This is a genomic window from Butyrivibrio sp. INlla18 (genome assembly GCF_900103635.1).
In the GTDB taxonomy this organism is placed as follows: domain Bacteria; phylum Bacillota; class Clostridia; order Lachnospirales; family Lachnospiraceae; genus Butyrivibrio.
The window spans coordinates 25,346-46,793 of the sequence record NZ_FMXK01000016.1; the positions used below are offsets into that span (position 1 = coordinate 25,346).

The 21,448-nt window shown below is 40.7% G+C and carries 19 protein-coding genes and 1 other annotated feature; of the genes, 12 read left to right on the forward strand and 7 right to left on the reverse strand.

The window, feature by feature from the left end; all coding sequences use genetic code 11:
• The first annotated feature begins 125 nt into the window (after positions 1 to 125).
• On the forward strand, positions 126 to 1,748 hold the full coding sequence (locus BLS24_RS11905) for an HD-GYP domain-containing protein (protein ID WP_242872289.1): 1,623 nt from the start codon (positions 126 to 128) through the stop codon (positions 1,746 to 1,748).
• Between the two features lie 79 nt (positions 1,749 to 1,827).
• Here the strand turns inward: BLS24_RS11905 and BLS24_RS11910 are convergent, their stop codons facing one another.
• Together BLS24_RS11910 and BLS24_RS11915 are read right to left on the reverse strand one after the other, a co-directional pair.
• Positions 1,828 to 2,076 (reverse strand): GlsB/YeaQ/YmgE family stress response membrane protein, encoded by a 249-nt coding sequence (locus BLS24_RS11910; RefSeq protein ID WP_242872290.1) that lies wholly within the window; start codon positions 2,074 to 2,076, stop codon positions 1,828 to 1,830.
• 60 nt (positions 2,077 to 2,136) lie between these two features.
• Positions 2,137 to 4,578: a clostripain-related cysteine peptidase gene (locus BLS24_RS11915; RefSeq protein ID WP_091759387.1), complete on the reverse strand. Its 2,442-nt coding sequence runs from the start codon at positions 4,576 to 4,578 to the stop codon at positions 2,137 to 2,139.
• A 130-nt stretch (positions 4,579 to 4,708) separates the two neighbouring features.
• Between BLS24_RS11915 and BLS24_RS11920 the strand changes: the two genes are divergently transcribed.
• Together BLS24_RS11920 and BLS24_RS11925 are read left to right on the forward strand one after the other, a co-directional pair.
• Positions 4,709 to 5,224 (forward strand): NUDIX hydrolase, encoded by a 516-nt coding sequence (locus BLS24_RS11920; RefSeq protein WP_091759389.1) that lies wholly within the window; start codon positions 4,709 to 4,711, stop codon positions 5,222 to 5,224.
• Between the two features lie 2 nt (positions 5,225 to 5,226).
• Entirely contained in the window at positions 5,227 to 6,036 is an 810-nt protein-coding gene (locus tag BLS24_RS11925) for a YlmH/Sll1252 family protein (protein WP_091759392.1), read from the forward strand.
• Between the two features lie 6 nt (positions 6,037 to 6,042).
• Here the strand turns inward: BLS24_RS11925 and BLS24_RS11930 are convergent, their stop codons facing one another.
• Positions 6,043 to 6,585 (reverse strand): glutathione peroxidase, encoded by a 543-nt coding sequence (locus BLS24_RS11930; RefSeq protein ID WP_091759395.1) that lies wholly within the window; start codon positions 6,583 to 6,585, stop codon positions 6,043 to 6,045.
• 155 nt (positions 6,586 to 6,740) lie between these two features.
• Here BLS24_RS11930 and BLS24_RS11935 point away from each other — a divergent pair, with 155 nt between their 5' ends.
• A complete protein-coding gene (locus BLS24_RS11935; protein ID WP_091759397.1) occupies positions 6,741 to 7,568 on the forward strand; it encodes an alpha/beta hydrolase in 828 nt (275 codons plus the stop codon).
• Positions 7,569 to 7,583: 15 nt separating this feature from the next.
• Complete coding sequence (locus tag BLS24_RS11940; protein WP_091759399.1) at positions 7,584 to 8,522, forward strand: 3'-5' exonuclease; 939 nt, start codon at positions 7,584 to 7,586, stop codon at positions 8,520 to 8,522.
• 15 nt (positions 8,523 to 8,537) lie between these two features.
• On the opposite strand, the gene BLS24_RS11945 is transcribed toward BLS24_RS11940, so the two are convergent.
• Entirely contained in the window at positions 8,538 to 9,989 is a 1,452-nt protein-coding gene (locus tag BLS24_RS11945; protein ID WP_091759401.1) for a D-alanyl-D-alanine carboxypeptidase family protein, read from the reverse strand.
• Between the two features lie 92 nt (positions 9,990 to 10,081).
• Between BLS24_RS11945 and trmB the strand changes: the two genes are divergently transcribed.
• Genes trmB through BLS24_RS11960 form a run of 3 tightly spaced genes read left to right on the forward strand, consistent with a single transcriptional unit; the run spans position 10,082 to position 11,746 of the window.
• The gene (gene trmB / locus BLS24_RS11950) at positions 10,082 to 10,735 is read left to right on the forward strand and encodes a tRNA (guanosine(46)-N7)-methyltransferase TrmB (RefSeq protein WP_091759404.1); all 654 of its coding nucleotides are present in this window, start codon (positions 10,082 to 10,084) and stop codon (positions 10,733 to 10,735) included.
• On the forward strand, positions 10,735 to 11,055 hold the full coding sequence (gene trxA / locus BLS24_RS11955) for a thioredoxin (RefSeq protein WP_071177323.1): 321 nt from the start codon (positions 10,735 to 10,737) through the stop codon (positions 11,053 to 11,055). The genes trmB and trxA overlap by 1 nt, the downstream gene beginning before the upstream one ends.
• Before the next feature lie 43 nt (positions 11,056 to 11,098).
• Complete coding sequence (locus BLS24_RS11960; RefSeq protein ID WP_091759407.1) at positions 11,099 to 11,746, forward strand: SH3 domain-containing protein; 648 nt, start codon at positions 11,099 to 11,101, stop codon at positions 11,744 to 11,746.
• Between the two features lies 1 nt (position 11,747).
• On the opposite strand, the gene BLS24_RS11965 is transcribed toward BLS24_RS11960, so the two are convergent.
• Positions 11,748 to 12,197, reverse strand: coding sequence for a hypothetical protein (locus BLS24_RS11965; RefSeq protein ID WP_091759410.1), 450 nt, complete (start codon positions 12,195 to 12,197; stop codon positions 11,748 to 11,750).
• Between the two features lie 30 nt (positions 12,198 to 12,227).
• On the opposite strand from BLS24_RS11965, the gene murI reads away from it, so the two are divergent.
• The 4 genes from murI to proS all read left to right on the forward strand — a co-directional run bounded on the left by murI (position 12,228) and on the right by proS (position 18,033).
• Positions 12,228 to 13,046 carry a glutamate racemase gene (murI, locus tag BLS24_RS11970; protein WP_091759413.1) on the forward strand — a complete coding sequence of 273 codons (819 nt, stop codon included), beginning with the start codon at positions 12,228 to 12,230 and terminating at the stop codon, positions 13,044 to 13,046.
• 119 nt (positions 13,047 to 13,165) lie between these two features.
• The gene (gene nrdD, locus BLS24_RS11975) at positions 13,166 to 15,397 is read left to right on the forward strand and encodes an anaerobic ribonucleoside-triphosphate reductase (RefSeq protein WP_091759416.1); all 2,232 of its coding nucleotides are present in this window, start codon (positions 13,166 to 13,168) and stop codon (positions 15,395 to 15,397) included.
• Between the two features lie 89 nt (positions 15,398 to 15,486).
• Positions 15,487 to 16,038 carry an anaerobic ribonucleoside-triphosphate reductase activating protein gene (nrdG, locus tag BLS24_RS11980; RefSeq protein ID WP_091759419.1) on the forward strand — a complete coding sequence of 184 codons (552 nt, stop codon included), beginning with the start codon at positions 15,487 to 15,489 and terminating at the stop codon, positions 16,036 to 16,038.
• A 262-nt stretch (positions 16,039 to 16,300) separates the two neighbouring features.
• Positions 16,301 to 16,526, forward strand: a binding site (T-box leader).
• A gap of 73 nt (positions 16,527 to 16,599) precedes the next feature.
• Entirely contained in the window at positions 16,600 to 18,033 is a 1,434-nt protein-coding gene (proS, locus tag BLS24_RS11985; protein WP_091759422.1) for a proline--tRNA ligase, read from the forward strand.
• A 6-nt stretch (positions 18,034 to 18,039) separates the two neighbouring features.
• Here the strand turns inward: proS and BLS24_RS11990 are convergent, their stop codons facing one another.
• A complete protein-coding gene (locus BLS24_RS11990; RefSeq protein WP_176764432.1) occupies positions 18,040 to 19,725 on the reverse strand; it encodes a GGDEF domain-containing protein in 1,686 nt (561 codons plus the stop codon).
• Positions 19,718 to 21,436, reverse strand: a complete 1,719-nt coding sequence (locus BLS24_RS11995; RefSeq protein ID WP_091759428.1) for a GGDEF domain-containing protein — start codon at positions 21,434 to 21,436, stop codon at positions 19,718 to 19,720. Before BLS24_RS11995 ends, BLS24_RS11990 begins: the two co-directional genes overlap by 8 nt.
• Between the last annotated feature and the right edge of the window lie 12 nt (positions 21,437 to 21,448).

Sequence of the window (21,448 nt, forward strand, 5' to 3'; positions counted from 1 at the left end):
GCATGAAAATAAGAAAAGAATCAATTCGCTCGAGCTTAGAGCAGATTGCTTGCATTTTTGTTTTTATGCTTTTTGTATTTCTCTCTATTGCAACAGGCAATCATGAAAAACATAGGGATGCCAATATGATTGGTAATATCAATGAAGGTTGGACTGATGAAAGTGGACAGGCAGTCGACCTTTATGATATTGCTTTGGGAGAGCATGCGGTTACATTGGATGTAAGTCAGATGAACGTTGATGGAATGGCCATCTGTTTTAAATCAATCGACACCAATTTCAAAGTATATGCATCGGATGATTTGATCTATGATTATACCCCTGAGCTATCAAGATTTTTAGGTATCTCTTATGGTATGCAATATCATACCATTGCAATTCCTGCGGGCAGTACAGATTTAAGGCTGGACCTTGAACCTGTTTTTTCAAATGAACCGGCAGGTATAAGAGAGATAGCTATTAGTGATGCTGGACAGTACATGACGAATGTCTTTAGAAGAAATCTCTTTTCATTTTGCCAATGTATGACAACTATACTAATTGGGTTCCTTTTCGTTATAGCAGGAGTAACGGGCAAAATTGTTATGAAATCAACAGGTATTGACTTCATATCCTTTGGAATAACCTGCGTATTAGTTGGATTTATAGGACTTAATGATACGCTTCTACTTCAGGTGCTGACAGGTCATCCTGAAATTATCAGAGTTGCGGAATATGCATGTCTCATTTTTGTTCCCTTCCAATTGCTTTCATTTTTTTCCAGCACAACAGGAGAATCACATTCAAAGCTTTTGTTTGGAATGTTAATAGTATGTTTTTTGAATTTCTTCCTTCAAGTTGGACTAACACAAAGCAGATTATCAGACTATTACCATCTTGTATATGTTTCTCAATTCATTATAGTAGTTGCCTTTATGATAGCTGCAGTGATCGTCTTTAGGGCTATACGTCAGAAAATGATCAAGCCTACACTTCTGCGTACTATGATGTGGGGCCTTTGCGTCAGTATTTTAGGCGCAGGAATAGATCTGACACGTTATTACTTTTTCCAGAGCTACGGAAGTCTGACTTTTTCTCGTATTGGAGTAGTGCTGTTTACTGCATTTATGGGAATCTATCTGTATCAGGACCATATTGAATCTCTCAAAAAGAAACAGAAGGAAAGTGCGGCCCTTGCATCCGAGATATCAGAAGCTTTTGCCAAAGTCATAGATATGAAGGATAAGTATACCAACGGCCATTCAGAGAGAGTAGCCAAGTACACAGCCATGATTGCCAAAGAGATGGGATATGACGATGAAACTGTAGAAAAGTACTATCGCATTGGTTTACTTCATGATGTAGGAAAAGTCGGAATCCCAGAAGCTGTGCTCAATAAACCAGGTAAACTTACAGATGAAGAATATGATGTTATCAAATCCCATACCGTAAAAGGAAATGATGTTCTTAAGGATATAAGCGTTGTACCAGAACTAGCAATAGGCGCGAGAGCCCACCATGAAAGATATGACGGCAAAGGCTATCCTAACGGACTTGCAGGAGATGAAATTCCAGATGTGGCCCGCATCATCGCAGTCGCAGACAGCTTTGATGCAATGTATTCTGACAGACCATACCGCAAGAGAATGGATTTCGACAAGGTACTATCAACAATTAGAGAGGTCTCCGGAACCCAGCTTAATCCTGAGGTTGTGGATGCCTTCTTTAGATTAGTTGATAAAGGTGAGATAAGACCTATAGATAAGTGATTAAAAGTTCATAGAAATATTTTAGGGAACTTTTTGAGTGGATTACATTCAAAAAGTTCCCTAATTATTTTGGATCATTTTATTTAAGTAACTTCTTACCACCAAAGATTACGATGCAAGATCCGATAACACCTACAACGATGTTGCCGAGGATGCCGCTTCCGTGGATATTAACAAGGCCAAGAACCAGGTTACCCACGAAACCACCTACAATACCAAGAATTATGTTTCTAAGAAGGCTTCCTTCACTGTTCATAAGCTTGCCTGCAAGCCATCCTGCGATAGCACCTACAATAAGACCTGTGATAAGACTCATTCCGTTAATCATGTTGTAAATCCCCTTTCAAGCTTTTCTCATGGGACTAGTATAGCATATATTAAACGAAAATTAGTACTTAATTGTTGGAGTCCAGTAGTTCTGTGCAAACTGGTCTGTAAAGCGATAAGTTACGAGAACATCGCCATCGCCTACAGGAAGGTTGTTGATGACCATTTCTGACATTGGATGTGAAACTGTCATCTGCTCTCCAAGATAGTAGCTATCCTGGAACTGCTTGTCATAACTATAGTAATCGCAGAGGAAATCGATAGTGTCGCCTTCGTTTATCTCTGTAAGGTTCTTAGCTACAGTATCTGTCTCGCCTTCAACGTAATCGTAATAAGCTCCTGCAACATATCCATCTTCATTTTCTGAATCAAACACAAGGATGAGGTTAGTTCTTTCGCCATTTAAGAGGCAAGGGACACGACCTGTGATAGCATAGCTATTCTCATCGCCTTGAACATCGATCACGTAGTAAGCAACGATCTGACCGTCGATTGCAAGCCATGTCTTATCTGATGGAGCAACGAGGTTTCCTTCTGAATCAAATTCAAGTGTATTATCAAGTCCAAGATCAATGTAGCCTTCTCCGTCATCGTAGAACATGTTAAGAGAAAGGTCTTTTACCTGGGACCACTGATCTTCTGAGAGGCTTATAACATCCTGACCATCAGAGTTCTGAGTCCAGATGAGGTTTGAGGTGTCAAACTGGTTAGCTGCGATGTAGTTTGCTGCCTTTTCAACATCAAGAGACTTACCAAGGAAAGAGGTATTGGAGGATGAAAGGCCTGAAATACTGCTAAAGTCACTTGAAAGGAAGGTTGTAAGGAGCTGAGATATCACTTCAGCTGTAGCATCACCGCTACCACTTCCCTGAGAAAGCTCACCAAAGAGTGATGGCATAGGAGTTGAAGTTCCGCCTGATGCAACCTGTCCGGCAACGCCCATTGTGGCAAAGCTCTGGATACACTTGGCATAATCTTCATCCATACCGATGTTTTCATAGGTATTGACCATGGAATCTACTTTGCTGCTCTGCTTGTAAGGAAAGTAGATTGAAAGGCCGTACGCATTTGTCATGTTTGAGCTTGTTCTGTTGTATTTGATAGAGCTCTTAAGGGCATTTGCGAGCTCTTTTGCCTCAGTAGTTCCCATTCTGTTAGCGAAATCTACAAGGTCAATCTGATCGATCCTTGAGGATGAAGCAAACTCACGGCTACTGCTACGAGCTGTAGATACTGCTGAATATTCGTCGCTGTTGATCATGTTTGCAGTATCTTTGGAGAAGTCTGTAAGCTCCTGAGGAACTGTCTGTGAGAGTTCAGCTAGGTCAATAAGAGAAAGAGTTGTCTTCTGACCAGGACAAGTCTGAGCACAGGCATTTGTGAAGGAGTCGATGATGTTCTTACCAATCTCCAGGGTGTCCATGGAAGTGTTCTTACCAAAGGCTGTGAGCCAGTCTGTGTAGTACCAGCCAACACCAGGCTCTGTCTCTTCAGATGCAACAAGGTAATCAGCGTAGTTTGAAACTACAAGGGCGTTCTCTACAGTTGCCATGAGGCATGTGTCAAAGCCTACAAAATCAAAGGTTACGCCGCCATCCTTGAGGGCTGTATTGATGCCTGCAAGGGACATGGAGCCAGCTGATGCGAACTTCTCGTCATAACCGTATCCACCTGTTGATCCGCCGCCGTGGTTCCAGAAGATGAGCTCAAATCTGTCAGCAGGGTAGTTACTAGCTGCCCATTTAATATAGCTTGAAAGTGTATCTGGCTTGGTCATTGGAAGATTTCCAACGTTATCAACAAGGAGATTGAGCTTTCCGTTCTTTATCTGATAGATCTGGTTTGTGGAGCTTGAAACAACGTTGTTCTGCCACTGCCTAGCGCCACCTGTATAGATGAGGAGATTTATGTTATTTCCAAGGTCAGCCTTTAGCATTTCCTGAATATCTTTGGAAGCCATGCCGCTTCTGGATTCAAGATCAGCACCGCACATGTAGACCATGATAGTAACTGTGTCTTCACCGTTACCTTTTATGACAGTTCTTTTGGCGCGGGCGTTTGAAGCTACGGATGTGTCCAGCTTACCTGTGTTAGGAGTTTCGCTCCAGGCTGCTGATGCTGAGCTTCCGCCGGAATATGAACCATATCCGCCAAAGAGCTGGCTAAGAGTTGAAAGTGATGAAGTGCCGCTTCCAGTTGAAGTCTGGCTGTTTGTATTTGAGTACTGCTGCGTGGTTGATGAGTCTGAATAACCAGATCCGCCGCCTCCAAGGAGTGAAGTAAGGCCTCCGCCACCTCCAAGAATCAGTATCGCAAGGACGATGATCATAAAGAGTGGGCTTCTTCCACCAGATCTCTGAGGACCTCCGCCAGATGAGGATGGTCCGGATGAGTATCCTGAACTATTTCCAACAGGGCCGCTTCCAAGGCCTTCACCACGTTTGTGGACGCCGGAGCCGCCTGTTCCTACGTTTTTCTTTCTACCAACAGGTCTATTTTCCATAAATGCCTCCTAAATGAAACGTAATAAAGCAAATTGTCTAGCAATAATTATATAATAATTCAGAAAAACTGTGCAATTATCCGGAAATGTATATTATGATGTAAAGACAGTAGATTATTGGAGGGTTATCATGGCAAAAAGAGAAGGACTTACAACTCTTTGTTACATAGAAAGAGATGATGAATACTTGATGCTTCATAGAATTTCCAAGAAGAACGATCTTAGTAAGGATAAGTGGCTTGGTGTGGGCGGACATTTTGAGGACAATGAGAGTCCAGAGGAGTGCATCAAAAGAGAAATATTTGAAGAGTCAGGATATGACATACCACTAGATGAGATCGACTACCGTGCGATCATCACATTCATTTCTGACAGAGGCGACTATGAGCTTATGTCTCTTTTTACAGCTAAGTGCCCAGGGGGCGAGCCAAAAGAGTGTGATGAGGGCAAACTTGAGTGGGTAAAAAAGAAGGATGTGTATGGTCTTAATCTGTGGGAGGGAGACAAAATCTTCTTTAAACTTATGGAGGAAAGCCACAAGTTCTTTTCTCTTAAGATGGCTTACGATGTTAATGACAAGCTAAGAGAGGCGATTCTAAACGGAAAAGAGCTGGACTACAAAAAGATGCTTGAAGAGATTGGATAAAAATGGAAGAAAAATCAAGGGATTTTCTGGCTGGCAGGGTAAAAGATCTTGCTACCAGAGCATATATGAACAACTTTATAACGCATACAGACTTTTTGTCTGTTTCAGAAATCGCTATGTTTCATCAGATCCTTGCTAGCGAAGGAGTATCCTCAAACGTGCATGAATACTGCGGCGCAAGGTATGTGATCTATGGCGGATTTGATGACGCTGAAAGAGCGATGGTCTGTTTTTTACCAGAATACATGGATGAAGAGACATTTCTTTTATCTGAAAAAAGTGAGCAGACGGTTCTAAGTTGTGTCAGCATAAAGCCAGTAAACAGCAAATTTTCAGATGATCTAAATCACAGAGATTATCTTGGAAGCCTTATGAATCTTGGGATAGAAAGAGATCAGATAGGAGATATCTTATCTGGAGACAAGCAGGCCTACGTGTTTGCAACACCTGAGATTGCTCAGATGATATGTAAAGAGCTCATAAGGATCAGGCACACTTCTGTTAAGTGCGAAATTGTAAACGCCAGTGAGTGTGACATCAGACCTGAGTTTGAGGAGATACAAGGAAGCGTTGCTTCTGAGAGAATAGATGCGATTCTAGCATTTGTATATCACTTATCGAGGTCAGAAGCACAAAAACTGATTGAATCTGAATCTGTTTTTATTGATGGAAGAACTGCCTACAGCGGCGGCTATGATCTAAAAGAAGGCGCCCGGGTGTCAGTTCGTGGCCATGGCAAATTCATTTACCTGGGACAACAAAACGTAACACGTAAAGGACGCCTTTTCGTATCAGTTAAGAAGTTTATTTAAGAAGGATCAGATGAGGGATGCTACGCAAGCAGCAACCTTTTCCATTTTCTCAGTTGGCTCGAAGCGGGCAACAACATTGCCTTCGCGGTCAACTACGAACTTTGTGAAGTTCCACTTGATGTCAGGATTTTTCTTGTAATCCTTGTCAATCTTCTTGAGCATAACATTCATTGCAAGGGCAGCAGGACCGATTCCAAAGCCTTCAAAGCCCTTCTGCTCTTTAAGGAACTTAAATACAGGAAGCTGATTCTCGCCGTTTACATCAGCCTTTTTCATCTGAGGGAACTTGGTGTTGTAGTGAAGCTGGCAGAACTCGTGAATCTCTTCATCAGAACCAGGAGTCTGTCCTGCAAACTGATTACAAGGAACATCAAGAACTTCAAAGCCGTGCTCATGGAACTGCTCATACATTTCCTCAATGTCTTTGTAATGAGGAGTGAATCCGCAACCTGTGGCAGTATTAACAACAAGAACAACTTTACCTTTGTAGTTCTCAAGAGAGAACTCGTTGCCCTGAGCATCAGTTACTGAATAATCATAAAAACCCATTATTTTGACCTCCATTTTCATAATAGTAAGCGCAATCAATCATTTAATTTAGTGTAATTATATTGCACACAATTTAAAATGTCAATATGTGTTGCAAATATTTTTTTATCATTTTATAGTTTATAGGACAGACTAGATATTACGGGGGTTACAAGATGATCTACAAGGAATTTTCTATAGCAGAAGAGGGCTCATTAGACTATGCAAAGCTCACAGTCTATATTCAGCAGCCTTCAAATGATCTAAAGATTACAAAGAGGCCACTGGTTCTTTTGTGTCCAGGGGGCGGATATGAATACACTTCAGATAGAGAAGCTGAGCCAATGGCTCTTAGCTTTATGGCAAAGGGATTTAACGCAGCAGTGCTTAGGTACTCATGTGCTCCAGCAGTTTTCCCAACAGCTCTTTTGGAGCTAGGAAGATCTATTCTCACTATCAGAGAACATGCGGATGAATGGGAAGTCGACAAAGATGCTATAATTGTAGAAGGATGTTCTGCAGGAGGACATCTTGCAGCAAACTATGCCTGTATGTGGAAGAGAGATTTTGTTTCCAAGGCTCTTTTGGGAGATACATCAGATGAGGTAAAAGAAAAGCTTCGTCCTAATGGACTTCTTTTGTGCTATCCTGTTATCACTTCAGGAGAGTTTGCTCATCAGGGTTCATTTGAGCATCTCCTTGGTGATAAATATGAAGAAAAGAAAGAAGAGCTTTCTTTGGAAAAATGTGTAAACAAGGATGTTCCAAAGACTTTTATCTGGCATACATTCACTGATGGATGCGTTCCTGTTGAGAATTCTCTTTTATTTGCAACAGCTCTTAAAAGAGAAAATATAAATACTGAGCTTCATATTTTCCCAGAGGGTGAGCATGGATTGTCACTTGCCAATGACCTTACTCTTAGTAACTGGGGTAATGAGGTGGTGCCAGAAGTAGAAGTGTGGATCGACCTTGCTACTAACTGGCTTAAAAAGTTCTTTTAAAGAAAGAATCGTTATATGAGTAATTTTATTGTTTTTGACCTTGAGTGGAATCAGGGTGAGACGCCGGCACTTCTTGATGGTAAGACACTTACCTTCGAGATTGTTGAGATCGGCGCAGTAAAACTTAATGAAAATAGGGAAAAGATCGGTGAGTTTTCAAGGCTTATCAAACCTCAGGTCTTTAAGGAAATGCACAAGATAACAGGTAAGCTCATTCATCTTTCCATGGAAGATCTCGAAGAAGGCGGTAGTTTTCAAGACGTTGCTAGAGATTTCCTTGAGTGGTGCGGACCAGAGCCTAAGTTTTGTAGCTGGGGACCGCTTGATCTTAGAGAATTTCAGAGTAATCTGGATTTCTTTGGACTTCCTCTTTTGTCTGACAGGCCTATAGCATTTTATGATGTTCAGAAGTTATATAGCCTTGCTTATGATGATGGCCGTACCAGAAAGGCTCTTTCTACAGCGGTTGAAGAGCTTAAGCTAGACAGTGATATACCATTTCATAGAGCTCTTGCCGATGCTGCATACACAGCAGAGATCTTTAAGACCTTTGATGAGAGGGTATTAAAAAGAATCTCTTTTGATACTTATGTTACTCCAAAGTCCAAAAAACAAGAGATCAGGATCGTATTTGATAACTACGAGAAGTACATTTCTCGTGAGTTTGATACTAAGGAAGATATCTTAGAGAACATGGAGATCATGAGCACCAAGTGCTATATCTGCCACAAGAATCTAAGGCGCAAGATAAAATGGTTTTCTCCTAATGGCAAGCACTATTATGCGGTGGCCTTTTGCGACAAGCATGGATTTATGAAGGCTAAGGTCAGGATCAAAAAAGCTGAGAATGGAAGATTGTTTGTAGTTAAGACTTGTAAGTTTATTTCTCCAGAAGATATGGAGGATATGAAGAATAAGCAAAGGAAAGTGAAAAAGAGGCAGAATCCTCAGTGATTCTACCTCTTTTTTTTATTTAAATCTGTTTTTGAAACGACCGCGTTTGAATTCTCTTTTTCTACGTCTGTATCTGATCTTGTCACTCTTACTACTGAAGGTTCGGTGGTGGAATGCTCTAGATCCAACGGAACCAAAGATAGTAAGCAGTATGACTAGGGCTACAGCAATTATAAGAAGGATCCTGACATCAATGTAAATGGTGTGCTTGCCGCCAAGAGTAGCATCGCTTGGAGCCTTTGATAATGAGTAGCACAGCATTGCGTAGCCGATAGGAACTTTGTTGTAGGTGTAGCTTATCTTGGCAAGAGCTGTAGGATATGTCTCTTTTTCCTGAGCAGTAAGGTCATAGGACACTTCGTAGCTGGTATCGTTAATTGATGAAGTCTTTGGCAAAATGATGGAGCTTGTAGCGTCAAGGCTAAGTATGTTACCTGACTTACCAAAGACATCGTTTTCTGATTCAAAGAACAAGGAATCATTTGGCATATATCTGGACTCGTTGTCTGCAACGTTCACAAGATGGAAGTTGTTGAAGGCGTAGTCGAAAAGAGTAACTGTATCAGTGAACTGTGTTGGTGACTCTTCCATGAATACTACGCATACAAGCTTCATGCCATCGCGCTCAGCGCAGGTAACAAGAGTTTCTCTAGCGAGGTCTGTGTAACCAGTCTTACCGCCAACTATTCCGTCATATTTGATCTCTCCAGTAATGAGCTTGTGCTTGTTGTTTAGATAGAACTCGTCGGGCTGAGTGGCTGTTGGCTCGAAATGATATCTAGGAGTGTTGGCCACGTTACAAAGTAGTTCATTACTAAAAAACTCTGAGGAGATCAGTGCAAGGTCGTAGACACTTGTGTAGTGGTTATCTTCTTGAAGACCGTTTGTATTGGCAAAATGCGTATTAGTACAGCCTAGGGACTTGGCTTTGTCGTTCATGAGCCTTATGAAAGCATCTATACTGCCGCTAACATGCTCTGCAACAGCATTTGCAACCTCATTGGCACTTCCAACCATGATTCCGTAGAGGGCTTGCTCAAGAGTTATTGATTCGCCTACGTCCATACCTATGCTGGAACCATCGTGAGGAACGCTAAATACTGCATCATGGGAAAAGGTCACCATATCACTAAGAGCGGAGTTTTCTGCAGCGAGAAGGCAAGTCATGATCTTGGTAGTACTTGCCGGATAGAGCTCTTCGTGGATGTTCTTGGCATAAAGGATCGTTCCAGTGTTAACTTCCATGACAATAGCAGACTCTGCAGATACTTCCGGACCTTCAGGCCAGTTAGGAGTGCTGTTACTCTGGATGGGAAGGCTCTTTCTCTCAGCTGCGGCCTCTTCGTAATTGGGCGTATCAGCATGAACATCAAGTGAAAAGGTGCATGCGCAGATCGTGATCGTCAAAAGCACTGAAATTATCTTAAATATGCAGTTCTTTTTGTTAGTAAATAAAGATAAATTCATAATATGTAAATCATACAATATTTGAACAGAACTTTTCAACTTGAAGCAAATGTTGTAAAATTCTTTTATAAGAATTACAGGTAGGAAATGGAATGCGTTTACGAAATATCGCGGGATCCAGAGAGGTAATTGCTGATAGTGAATTTACTATCAAGGATCCAGAGAAGAAAAAAGGACTTTGGAAAAAAGAAGTCTTTGGAAATGATAATGAAATACATATTGAGATTGGTATGGGAAAGGGCAGATTCCTGATGGATATGGCAGCTCTCAATCCTAATATCAATTACGTAGGAATTGAAAAGTATTCTAGTGTACTTCTCAGAGCAATCCAGAAGCAGGAACAGCTTCTTTTACCTAATGTTAAATTTATCAGAATGGAAGCAGAGAATATCACTGATGTATTTGCTCCTTCTGAGGTTGGCAAGATTTATCTTAACTTCTCAGATCCTTGGCCAAAGGACAGACACGCCAAGAGAAGACTTCCTTCAAGGGAGTTCCTTGGAAGATATGACAAGATCCTTAAAAAGGACGGAGTCGTAGAGTTCAAGACTGACAACAAGGATCTTTTCCAGTTCGCGCTTGATGAGGTGGAGCCAGCAGGCTGGGACTTAGATGCGGTAACATACGATCTTCATCACGACAAGACCATGAATGAGGGTAATGTGATGACAGAGTATGAGGAGAAGTTCTCATCAATTGGCAATCCAATATATAAATATATTGTAAGCAGAAAGGGGACAACATAATGGATTACACATTAAACAGCCAGAATTTCGAAGAAGAAGTTTTAAAGAGCAAATTACCAGTTTTGGTGGATTTTTCAGCTGATTGGTGCGGCCCTTGCAAGATGATGGCCCCAATGATCGATGAATTTGCTGAAGAGTATGAGGGGGAACTTAAGGTCGGTAAGATAAATGTTGACCAATCACCTGATGTGGCCCAGAAGTACAATGTAATGTCTATTCCAATGTTTGCTTTCTTCAAGAATGGAGAAGTTGTTGAGACAGCAGTTGGAGCACTTAATAAATCAAAATTACAAGGAATTATAGACAAGGTGCTGGCCTAATAGGTCAGCACTTTAGTTTAATCAGAATTGATAGGAGTAAGTTTTGGCTGATAAGATTACTAATTTTTCAGATTACAAAAAAAGAGAGCCTGAAAAAAAAGAAGAAGTAAAAAAAGACCTTTCAGAAACTACAGAGATCAATAATATCGAGATTGTGGATCCGTATAATTTCTTTAACGCTGAGGAAAGAGAAGAGTACTTCAAAGAGAGACAAAAGGAGTCTTTGGAAGATCCTGAAGATGATTATGTCGAAGAGGATTATGAGGAAGAGTACGACGAAGAGGACTACGAGGATGCTGAAGAGGACGAAGAAGACGAGGAGCGCGGCGGAATTACGCCTGAACTCCTTGTAAGGATCGCATCCATTATTACTGGTGTTTTCATTTTGGTTATGATAGCTTTTGCTGTTAAGGTGAAAGTGTTTGATAAATATCTCAATGATCCAGACGAGCAGCAGACTGAAGTAACTGCGCTTCCAACTGGTTTTGTAGAAAAGAATGATACGGTAACTGTGTCAGGTGCATCATCTCTTAACCTGCGTTCTGGCCCAAGTACAGACAGTGCCAAGATCGGAACTGTTGACGAGGGAACACAGCTTAAGAGAATAGCTGTAGCAGAGGATGGTTCCTGGGCTCTTGTAGAATATGAGGGACAGCAGGTTTACGCATCCATGAAATACCTTAAAGAATAGATCATCTACTTCTTGAGTGGAGCCAGGAATAGAATCTGTCCTGGGCTTCTGAAAGAGTATTACTAGAACGTGAGAAGGTATCAGCGTGAGAAAGGACTTCTTCCACACTGGTATCCTTGGCGTGATCAGCAATTTTTTGAGCACAATTTTTTTCAAGCGACTGGTAATCCATGTTTACCAGAAGAGTTCCGTGCAGTGATTTTATAGATGTGTATAGTGTAGGATATTTCTTTTGCACCAGAGAGAATTCATCAAGGATCTGTTCTCTGGACTGCAGGCAAAATAGAATGTAGATAGATTCCACTATTTCAGGAGGCTCAATCTCATCCTGATATGAATTTTCCTCATAACCATCCTTAGTTGCATAGTACTCACAGATCTCCTGTACAAGAGATCCTATTTTTGTGTTGTCATATAATTTTTGTAGTTCGTCAAATTTTTTCTCGCTCATATCATTAGTATAGCAAAAGAGGAAACAATTATGAAGATTGGCATTTTCGATTCTGGTATAGGCGGAATGTCCGTTTTACACGAAGCTTATCACAGATTGCCAAATGAAAAATACATATTTTACGCAGATACAGAGCATGTGCCCTATGGTCTCAAGACTCCTGAACAGATAACAGGTTATGCAATTAATATTGCAGAATTTTTGATCGATCAGGGAGCAGAGGCAATCGTTGTAGCTTGCAATACAGCTACCAGCGTGGCGATCAAGGAACTTCGAAGACGATTTGATATACCGATTCTTGGTATGGAACCTGCCGTAAAACCGGCTGTTGAAGTGACAGATAAAAAGCGTATAATGGTCATTGCGACTCCGGTCACAATAAGAGAAGATAAGCTCAAAGATCTTCTTCACAGAGTTGATGAAGAGCACAGAGTAGACCTTCTTGCCATGCCTAGACTAGTTGAATTTGCTGAGCGTGAAGAATTTGATTCGGAGGATGTTCGTGGGTATATCGAGGAGCAGTTCTCTGCCTTCGATAAAGATAAATATTGCGCACTGGTTCTTGGGTGCACACATTTCAACTATTTCAAGCCAGAGTACAGGAGATACTTTGGGGATGATACGCTTCTGATTGATGGAAATTATGGTACGATCCACCATTTAGCAGACGTTCTTGGGCTTAAAATGTCATCAGATCAAGATAAAGCGATTTATTTTGAGGACTACCACAATATGTTGTGTCAGTGCAATACGGATTTTTATTTTTCAGGAAAAAAAGTTGAAGACCCGAAAACGCTAGAACACATATGCAGACTGCATAATAGACTGGAATTAGTTAGAAAAAATTAATAATTTAGTCACTTGAATTAATCAATATAGTGTACTATCATTAAATCGTGACCACAAGATATTGTGATTCAAAACCTTGGGTCAAAAATTTAGTTTAAATTTTTTATTAGGGGGCTTTTATGAAGATCATTAAGAGAAGCGGTAAAGAAGTTACATTTGACGGAAATAAGATTCTTGCTGCTATCGAAAAGGCTAACAATGAGGTGACTGACGAGAAGAAGTTAACAGCAGGTCAGATCAGCGACATTGAGAGAAGCGTTGAGAGTAAGTGTGCGTCTCTTACTCGTGCTGCCAGCGTAGAGGAAATCCAGGATATGGTTGAGGATGACCTTATGAAATCTGGCAAATTTGAAGTTGCAAGAAAGTACATAACATACCGCTATAAGCATGCTCTTGTGAGAAAGTCTAACACAACTGACGAGCAGATCATGTCTCTTATTGAGTGTAACAATGAGGAAGTTAAGCAGGAGAATTCTAACAAGAATCCTACTGTTAACAGCGTTCAGAGAGATTACATGGCGGGAGAAGTTTCTAAGGATATCACTAAGAGATTTCTTTTACCAGAAGATGTAGTTAAGGCTCATGAAGAAGGACTTATCCACTTCCATGATTCAGACTACTTCGCACAGCATATGCACAACTGCTGTCTTGTAAACCTCGAGGATATGCTCCAGAATGGTACAGTTATTTCTGAAACCATGATCGAGCGTCCAAAGAGCTTTTCAACAGCTTGTAATATTGCAACACAGGCAATTGCTCAGATCGCCAGCTCACAGTACGGCGGACAGAGTATTACATTGTCTCACCTGGTTCCATTTGTTGATGTCAGCAGACAGAAGTTCCGTAAGGAAGTTGCTCTCGAGTTTGAGACTGCAGGCATGAAGATCAACAAGAAGCAGGTAAATGAGATCGCAGAGATGCGTGTTAGAAAAGAGATTGAGAGAGGATGCCAGGTTATCCAGTATCAGGTCATCACTCTTATGACTACAAATGGTCAGGCTCCTTTCATCACAGTATATATGTATCTTGATGAGGTACCAGAAGGTCAGACCAGAGAAGACCTTGCTATGGTGATCGAGGAGATGCTCAAGCAGCGTATCCTTGGTGTTAAGAATGAAAAAGGACAGCTCATTACACCAGCATTCCCTAAGCTCATCTATGTACTTGATGAAGATAACATCCATGAGGATTCTAAGTACTGGTACTTAACAGAGCTTGCAGCTAAGTGTACAGCTAAGCGTCTTGTTCCTGATTACATTTCTGCCAAGAAGATGAAGGAACTTAAGGGCGGCGATGTATATCCATGTATGGGATGCAGATCTTTCCTTACACCTGACAATGAGAATGCTCCTGAAGGATTCTGCAACACAGGCAACAAGGCTCATGCTCAGAACTACAAAGAGGGAGATCACAAGTATTACGGACGTTTCAACCAGGGTGTTGTAACACTTAACCTTGTTGATGTTGCTTGTTCTTCAAACAGAGATGAAGAGAAGTTCTGGCAGCTTATGGAAGAGAGAACAGAGCTCTGTAAGAGAGCACTTATGTGCAGACACAACAGACTTCTTGGCACTCCTTCAGACGTAGCTCCTATTCTTTGGCAGAATGGTGCACTTGCAAGACTTGCTAAGGGCGAAGTTATCGATCCACTGTTATTTGGTAACTACTCAACTATTTCTCTTGGTTATGCAGGACTTTGCGAATGTACAAAGTACATGAAGGGCGTTTCTCATACAGATCCTAAGGGTAAGGATTTTGCTCTTAAGGTTATGCAGTTCCTTAATGATAAGTGTGCTAAGTGGAGAGCTGAGACAAATGTTTCATTTAGTTTGTATGGAACACCACTTGAGTCTACAACATATAAGTTTGCAAAGGCACTTCAGAAGAGATTTGGCATAATTCCTGAAGTAACAGACAAGAACTACATTACAAACAGCTATCACGTTCATGTAACTGAACAGATCGATGCATTTACAAAGCTTAAGTTTGAATCTGAGTTCCAGGCTCTTTCACCTGGAGGAGCTATCAGCTATGTTGAGGTTCCTGATATGAACAGCAACATTGAGGCAGTTCTTTCAGTAATGAAGTACATTTATGACAACATTATGTACGCTGAGCTCAATACAAAGTCTGACTACTGCCAGTGCTGTGGCTATGATGGAGAAATCAAGATCGTTACTGATACAGACGGCAAGCTTATCTGGGAATGCCCTAACTGCGGCAACCGCAATCAGGACAAGATGAACGTAGCTAGACGTACATGTGGTTATATCGGAACACAGTTCTGGAATCAGGGTAGAACACAGGAGATCAAAGAGAGAGTTCTCCATATGTCTAATTCCAAGAACTAAATTATGAGGGTATGAAAAAGTATAAATAGATTAAGCTTAAGCCAGGATTATTTCCTGGCTTAAACTTTCCTGTAAATAGAGAGGTCACTATGAATTACGGAGAGATTCTTTATACAGATGTAGCAAATGGAATAGGATGCAGGACTTCGCTTTTTGTTTCTGGCTGTACCCACCATTGTAAAGGGTGTTTTAATGAAATGACCTGGGATTTTAACTATGGTAAGCCTTTTACAAAAGAGGTTGAGGATGAGATCATTGAGACTTTGAAGCCTGATTACATTGATGGTTTGACGATCCTTGGCGGCGAACCAATGGAAGTAGTTAATCAAAAGGTCTTAAGGCCTTTTATCGAGCGCATCAAAAAAGAGGTTCCTAAAGCTACTATCTGGATATATTCAGGCTATACTTGGGAAGAACTTACAGATGCAAACAATAAGCGCTGTCACAGTGATGATACAGACAAGATTCTCTCAATGATCGATGTTCTTGTAGATGGCGAGTTTATGCTGGATAAAAAAGACCTGATGCTCAGATTTAGAGGATCGTCCAATCAGAGAGTTATAAACGTACCTGAAACTTTGGCAAAAGGGGAAGTTGTGCTGTCAAAATATAATGACAGAGATACTTCGAGATCTGTATAAAGAAAAAGAAGACTGTTGGGGACAGTCTTCTTTTGGGGTAGGAACCTGAAATTCCCACCAAATTGTTAGAGGTTTTATAAAGGAAATACGTTATGGCGAACGTAAATCGACTATATAAATTGTCAGATCCGCATCTGATATATTGATTGTAACCCAACAGTATAGCCACTGAAAGTGCTTACATGGTACAAAATGTTGAAAATATTGACTTGGGCAGGCTTGACAATAAAAGGTAATCTGAATAAAATTTTTTTAAATAAAAAAATAGACGTTGAAGAGGAATAGTAGCTTAGAATAAACGTCCCAGAGAGAGAGCAGTTGGTGTGAAGCTCTTACGATAAAAAAGCGAACCTGCCTTGGAGTCCTGTATGAAAGCGTTTGCATAAATACAGCGTGTCCCGCGTTAAGGGTGATAATGAAGTGAAATCTGTTTTTTGAATAGAAACGGATTTAAATAGGGTGGTACCGCCGAGTCTTCGGTCCCTGTTGTTAGGGATGCGAAGGCTTTTTTATTTGTTATTAGCCTCGTGTCCACTTCATAAGAAAAAGAGGAGAAAAGAAATGGCAGACAACAAGAAACTTGTAGCCGAGATCACATCTATGGATGAGGATTTCACACAATGGTACACAGACGTTTGTATTAAAGCTGATCTTGTCAGCTACTCAAACATCAAGGGATGCATGGTTATCAAACCTGCAGGATATGCAATCTGGGAGCTCATTCAGAAGCACCTTGACGCTAGATTCAAGGAAACTGGCGTACAGAATGCATACCTTCCAATGTTCATTCCTGAGTCACTTCTTCAGAAGGAGAAGGATCATGTAGAGGGCTTTGCTCCAGAAGTTGCATGGGTAACACATGGTGGACTTGAGCCACTTACAGAGAGATATTGCGTAAGACCTACATCAGAGACTCTTTTCTGTGATTACTACAAGGGCGAGATCCACTCATACAAGGATCTTCCACAGGTTCTTAACCAGTGGTGTAGCGTAGTTCGTTGGGAAAAAGAGACAAGACCATTCCTTAGAAGCCGTGAATTCCTCTGGCAGGAAGGCCACACAGCTCACGCAACTATGGAAGAGGCTGAAGCTCGTACACAGCAGATGCTCAATGTATATGCTGATTTCCTTGAAAACGATATGGCTATCCCAGTGATCAAGGGACAGAAGACAGATAAAGAAAAGTTTGCAGGAGCAGAGGCTACATATACAGTAGAAGCTCTTATGCATGATGGTAGAGCACTTCAGAGTGCTACCAGCCATAACTTTGGTGATGGATTTGCTAAGGCCTTTGGCATTCAGTATGCAGGTAAGGACAACCAGCTCCACTATGTATGCCAGACATCATGGGGACTTACAACACGTACGATCGGTGCTATGATCATGGTTCACGGCGACAATTCAGGACTTGTTGTACCTCCTAAGATCGCTCCAATTCAGGTTGTTGTTATTCCTATTCAGCAGAAGAAGGAAGGCGTTCTGGATGCAGCTTATGATATTGCTAAGAGTCTTTCTGATTTCAGAGTTAAGACTGATGATACAGACAGAACTCCAGGATTCAAGTTCTCTGAGCAGGAGATGAGAGGTATCCCAGTTCGTATTGAGATCGGACCAAAGGATCTTGAGGCTGGAAAGTGCGTTCTCGTAAGACGTGATACTAGAGAAAAGATTGAATGTGCAATCAGCGATGTTCATACAAAGGTTGGAGAACTTCTTGACCAGATCCAGAAGGATATGTATGACAGAGCCAAGAAGCATCTTGAAGCACATACATTTGCAGCTCACAACAAGGATGAGTTTGCAGAGAGCTTTAAGGAGACAAAGGGCTTCGTAAAGGCTATGTGGTGTGGATGCCGTGAATGTGAAGATAAGATCAAAGAGGAGTTCAACGTAACAAGCCGTTGTATTCCATTTGAGCAAGAAAATCTCTCCGATACATGTGTAGTATGCGGAAAACCTGCTAAGAAGATGGTATATTGGGGCAGAGCTTATTAATTAAGCTCATGCCTTATCTGAAATAGCTGCATAGTGCTTGCGCTTATAGTCGTACATTCTCTTGTCGGCTAGCATGAGCACTGTGTGGCTATTTTTTTCTTCAGTTTCTGTATTATTAGCGTAACCAAAGGAGACACTGTGATTGATCTCTGGATCAGTGTCATCAAGGTCTGCTAATTTATTTGTAAGATTCTTTAGAAGTTCATCTAACTTGTTATTGTCTGTAAGATCTGTAGTGACGATAAATTCGTCTCCACCAATACGGTAGCATTCTCCAACATCTTTGAAAGTAGTAGAAAGAGCATCGGCAAAGGATCTAAGGAGTCTGTCGCCTGCTGGATGACCGGAGTTATCGTTTACGTCTTTTAATCCGTTAAGGTCCAAGCTGATTATGCTGTAATCCTTGGCTGAGTTACTAAGTTCTACAAGCTTTTTATCACTGCTTGCTCTGTTAGGAAGGCCAGTTAAGTTGTCTACATAAGCAATCTGAGCGAGAGAAGCATACTCTTTTCTCTGGGCATAAGATCTGGTCATGAAGATGAAGTAGTTAAGGAGCTGTGTAAATACAAAGAATAAGGAACCAAAAGGTATAAGCATCTTTGTAATAGGAAGCTGTCTATAATCAACAACTTTATTAGTGATGTCTATGATCGGATAGAGTATGAGAGAAAAGCATAAAATGGTCAATCCAAACATAGTGAGTTTTATTGAATAATTTTTGGTCTTACTTCTAAAATCAAAAAAGTCATAGCATAGCATAACTATCATGCTGATAAGAGCAAAAATATAATAAGCTTTTGCAAAATGAATAAGATGAACAAAGTCTAAAGCGTGTAGCAAGAGGAAAAAAATACTAAAGGCAAAAGTTGAAGCTCCAAGTAATAAGATAGGGAAGCTGTCTAACCGTTTATGTAACTGCTGAACAAGCAGATATATTGAAGGAACAAGAAGATACATTGCAGTATATTCAACGGTTGTGCTTATGGTCTTATTCATGAAAAAGATTGATACGTCAAAAGCAGTGATCATCCATAATCCTAGCAAAATGCAGATGATGGAACTGATAAGCTGCGGAAATACGCCTGATGTTCGAAGGTAGAACAAAAGGGAGATAACAAAAAATACGATTCCAAATACGATAAGGAAAATGCTAGTGAGATAAGGGAACATCACTGAGTGAGCTAGGTATCGTAAAAGGTCATCGAAGTTTCCGAGTTTAGGGCTTACAAGATCAGTTCTTGTTCCATTTTCAGTAACGTAGAGTTTTATAGAAAGCTTTTTTCCTACATAATCAGAGCCAAGTGGTATCAAGTTATAGCCTATACCAACAAAAGAGTTATCGGTTCGGGCATTCGTATCAGCAGAAGCAATACGGTCGCCGTCGAGGAAAACTTCGTAGGCGCAGTGCTGAGTTTTGAACATCAGATATGGGAAAGGCTCGTTTATCTTTTCTATTGGTCTGTTGTAATTAAGTGTTACTACATCACCTTTTGTGAAAGTGTAGCCTATCTGTGAGCTTAGGGTTTCAAGATTGGTATTTAAATATTTTTCATTGCGATAAGTAACGATCCAGCCGCGATCTAATGTCATAAAAGCAAATTGCGGATTGAAAAAGAAAATGTGCACTAGAGACACAAGGACTATCGTGATCATGACTAGGGCAAGGCTGAGGAATGATGTGATCTTATGCATGTCTGCTATCCTCCTTTTCATTGCCATGGTGTTCTCTCTTCATTTCATACATTCTAGAATCTGCAAGCATATAAACTTCTTTTGCTGAACCACTAGGAACTTCATAACTGTAGGCATAACCATAAGAAACACTATACTTGAAGGCCTGCTCTTTACGATTCCATTCATCGAGAATTGAATAAAGCTCGTGGATTCGCTTTGTGCAGTTAAGAGAGTGTTCTTCAATGAGGATTACTATGAATTCGTCGCCACCCATTCTGCCGATAAGATTAGCATCCCAGAAGCATTCAGAAAGAATAGTTGAAAAGCCAGTCAAAAGGCGATCTCCCTCGTGATGACCAAGGGTGTCGTTTACGTGTTTTAACCTGTTAAGGTCAAAACTGATCAAGGTATAGATGTTTCTTTCTTCTGAAAGCATGTTCATAACCTGCTCGCAGCGGGCTCTGTTGGCCAGACCTGTGAGAGCATCGGTATATGCAAGACTCTTGATGTGACTTTGCATAGATGCAAAATTATTGCTATATACGTTGTAATAAAGATAGCTTACTAAGAGACAGCAAACGAAAACAAATGAACCGATAGTAAATCCGATCAGGTCTGTATTGGCTTCTCCGGCTGATTTAAAGTACTTGTTATAGTTAAATAGAAAGATATCGGATATAGCAAGTACGATGAATACAATAAGACCAATAAGGAAGATGGAATCTGATGGAGACACTCGTCTTTCCTTTGAATGTCTATGGCTTAACTGTTCATGGATTATAAGAGCAAAGGCAATAACGGCTTCTGAATTGGCTGCAACATGTAGGATCATAGAAAACATTGAGAATGGGAACAGCCCAGTAAAGTGGAGTATGATCGAAGAAACAAACAAAACCACATCCAGAACAAATAAGCTTAAGAATACTTTTTTCTTCTTGCCGGAAAAAAGTGAAGCAAGATATCCAAGGATAGCTGTTGGAATGTTGTATAATGCGGCATATTCAGCGATGGAATTGATATATGAATCACCGACTATAAGGCCTAAAATACCATAATAAGCAAGGATGTAGGTTCCAAGTAGCATGGAGATAAGACCACTGAAAAAGAGTCTTAAGTCATTGTCGTGATAAATGATCAGATAAGGAGAGAGAATCATTAAAAGAAAACCAAGGAAAGAAAAGAATACTCCGGCTAAGAAGTAAACTCCCATGGTGTATAAGTTATGGAAAAATAGGTCTTGACGTTCTCCAATATAAACATTTGAAAGTCCGGAAGAAGGGAGCTCTTTACTTCCGGAAATTGTGATCGTAAGTTTTTTGCCTGCGTATGAGCGGCTTAATGGAGCATTATTAAAAAATTTAGGAATAGAAAATTTGCTTTTCTCTGAATCGTCGTCGCGAGTTGTGTAGATGAGGTCATCGTCGATGAAGATTTCTGTAATTGCATGAACTGAGCGGAAGTAAATAGAAGGTTCGATATAATTTAACTCTGGGACAGTAGTAGAGAGCATAACAACATCAGAGTCATCGATGATACCGGTATTGGCATCCTTTAGGCTCCGTGCAGGAAGAACAGTTCCATTTAATGAAATTTCCCAATCATCTAAGTTGATGATCGGGGCGCTTGGGGTAGGGGCTATGTGAAAAAATGTAGTTAGAAAGATTACCCCAGCTACAAGTAGCAGTGAAATTAGCGCCACTACGATTTTACGATTGATTTTGTACTCCATGCTACTAGTATA

Excerpts from the sequence above, each read along its gene's own strand:
- BLS24_RS11965 (WP_091759410.1), bottom strand. The coding sequence starts at position 12,197 with ATGAGCGAGAAAAAATTTGACGAACTACAAAAATTATATGACAACACA.
- trxA (WP_071177323.1), top strand. The coding sequence starts at position 10,735 with ATGGATTACACATTAAACAGCCAGAATTTCGAAGAAGAAGTTTTAAAG.
- nrdD (WP_091759416.1), top strand. The coding sequence starts at position 13,166 with ATGAAGATCATTAAGAGAAGCGGTAAAGAAGTTACATTTGACGGAAAT.
- BLS24_RS11930 (WP_091759395.1), bottom strand. The coding sequence starts at position 6,585 with ATGGGTTTTTATGATTATTCAGTAACTGATGCTCAGGGCAACGAGTTC.
- BLS24_RS11910 (WP_242872290.1), bottom strand. The coding sequence starts at position 2,076 with ATGATTAACGGAATGAGTCTTATCACAGGTCTTATTGTAGGTGCTATC.
- BLS24_RS11905 (WP_242872289.1), top strand. The coding sequence starts at position 126 with ATGATTGGTAATATCAATGAAGGTTGGACTGATGAAAGTGGACAGGCA.
- BLS24_RS11945 (WP_091759401.1), bottom strand. The coding sequence starts at position 9,989 with ATGAATTTATCTTTATTTACTAACAAAAAGAACTGCATATTTAAGATA.
- BLS24_RS11915 (WP_091759387.1), bottom strand. The coding sequence starts at position 4,578 with ATGGAAAATAGACCTGTTGGTAGAAAGAAAAACGTAGGAACAGGCGGC.
- BLS24_RS11990 (WP_176764432.1), bottom strand. The coding sequence starts at position 19,725 with ATGCATAAGATCACATCATTCCTCAGCCTTGCCCTAGTCATGATCACG.
- murI (WP_091759413.1), top strand. The coding sequence starts at position 12,228 with ATGAAGATTGGCATTTTCGATTCTGGTATAGGCGGAATGTCCGTTTTA.
- trmB (WP_091759404.1), top strand. The coding sequence starts at position 10,082 with ATGCGTTTACGAAATATCGCGGGATCCAGAGAGGTAATTGCTGATAGT.
- BLS24_RS11925 (WP_091759392.1), top strand. The coding sequence starts at position 5,227 with ATGGAAGAAAAATCAAGGGATTTTCTGGCTGGCAGGGTAAAAGATCTT.
- BLS24_RS11920 (WP_091759389.1), top strand. The coding sequence starts at position 4,709 with ATGGCAAAAAGAGAAGGACTTACAACTCTTTGTTACATAGAAAGAGAT.
- BLS24_RS11995 (WP_091759428.1), bottom strand. The coding sequence starts at position 21,436 with ATGGAGTACAAAATCAATCGTAAAATCGTAGTGGCGCTAATTTCACTG.
- BLS24_RS11935 (WP_091759397.1), top strand. The coding sequence starts at position 6,741 with ATGATCTACAAGGAATTTTCTATAGCAGAAGAGGGCTCATTAGACTAT.
- proS (WP_091759422.1), top strand. The coding sequence starts at position 16,600 with ATGGCAGACAACAAGAAACTTGTAGCCGAGATCACATCTATGGATGAG.
- BLS24_RS11940 (WP_091759399.1), top strand. The coding sequence starts at position 7,584 with ATGAGTAATTTTATTGTTTTTGACCTTGAGTGGAATCAGGGTGAGACG.
- nrdG (WP_091759419.1), top strand. The coding sequence starts at position 15,487 with ATGAATTACGGAGAGATTCTTTATACAGATGTAGCAAATGGAATAGGA.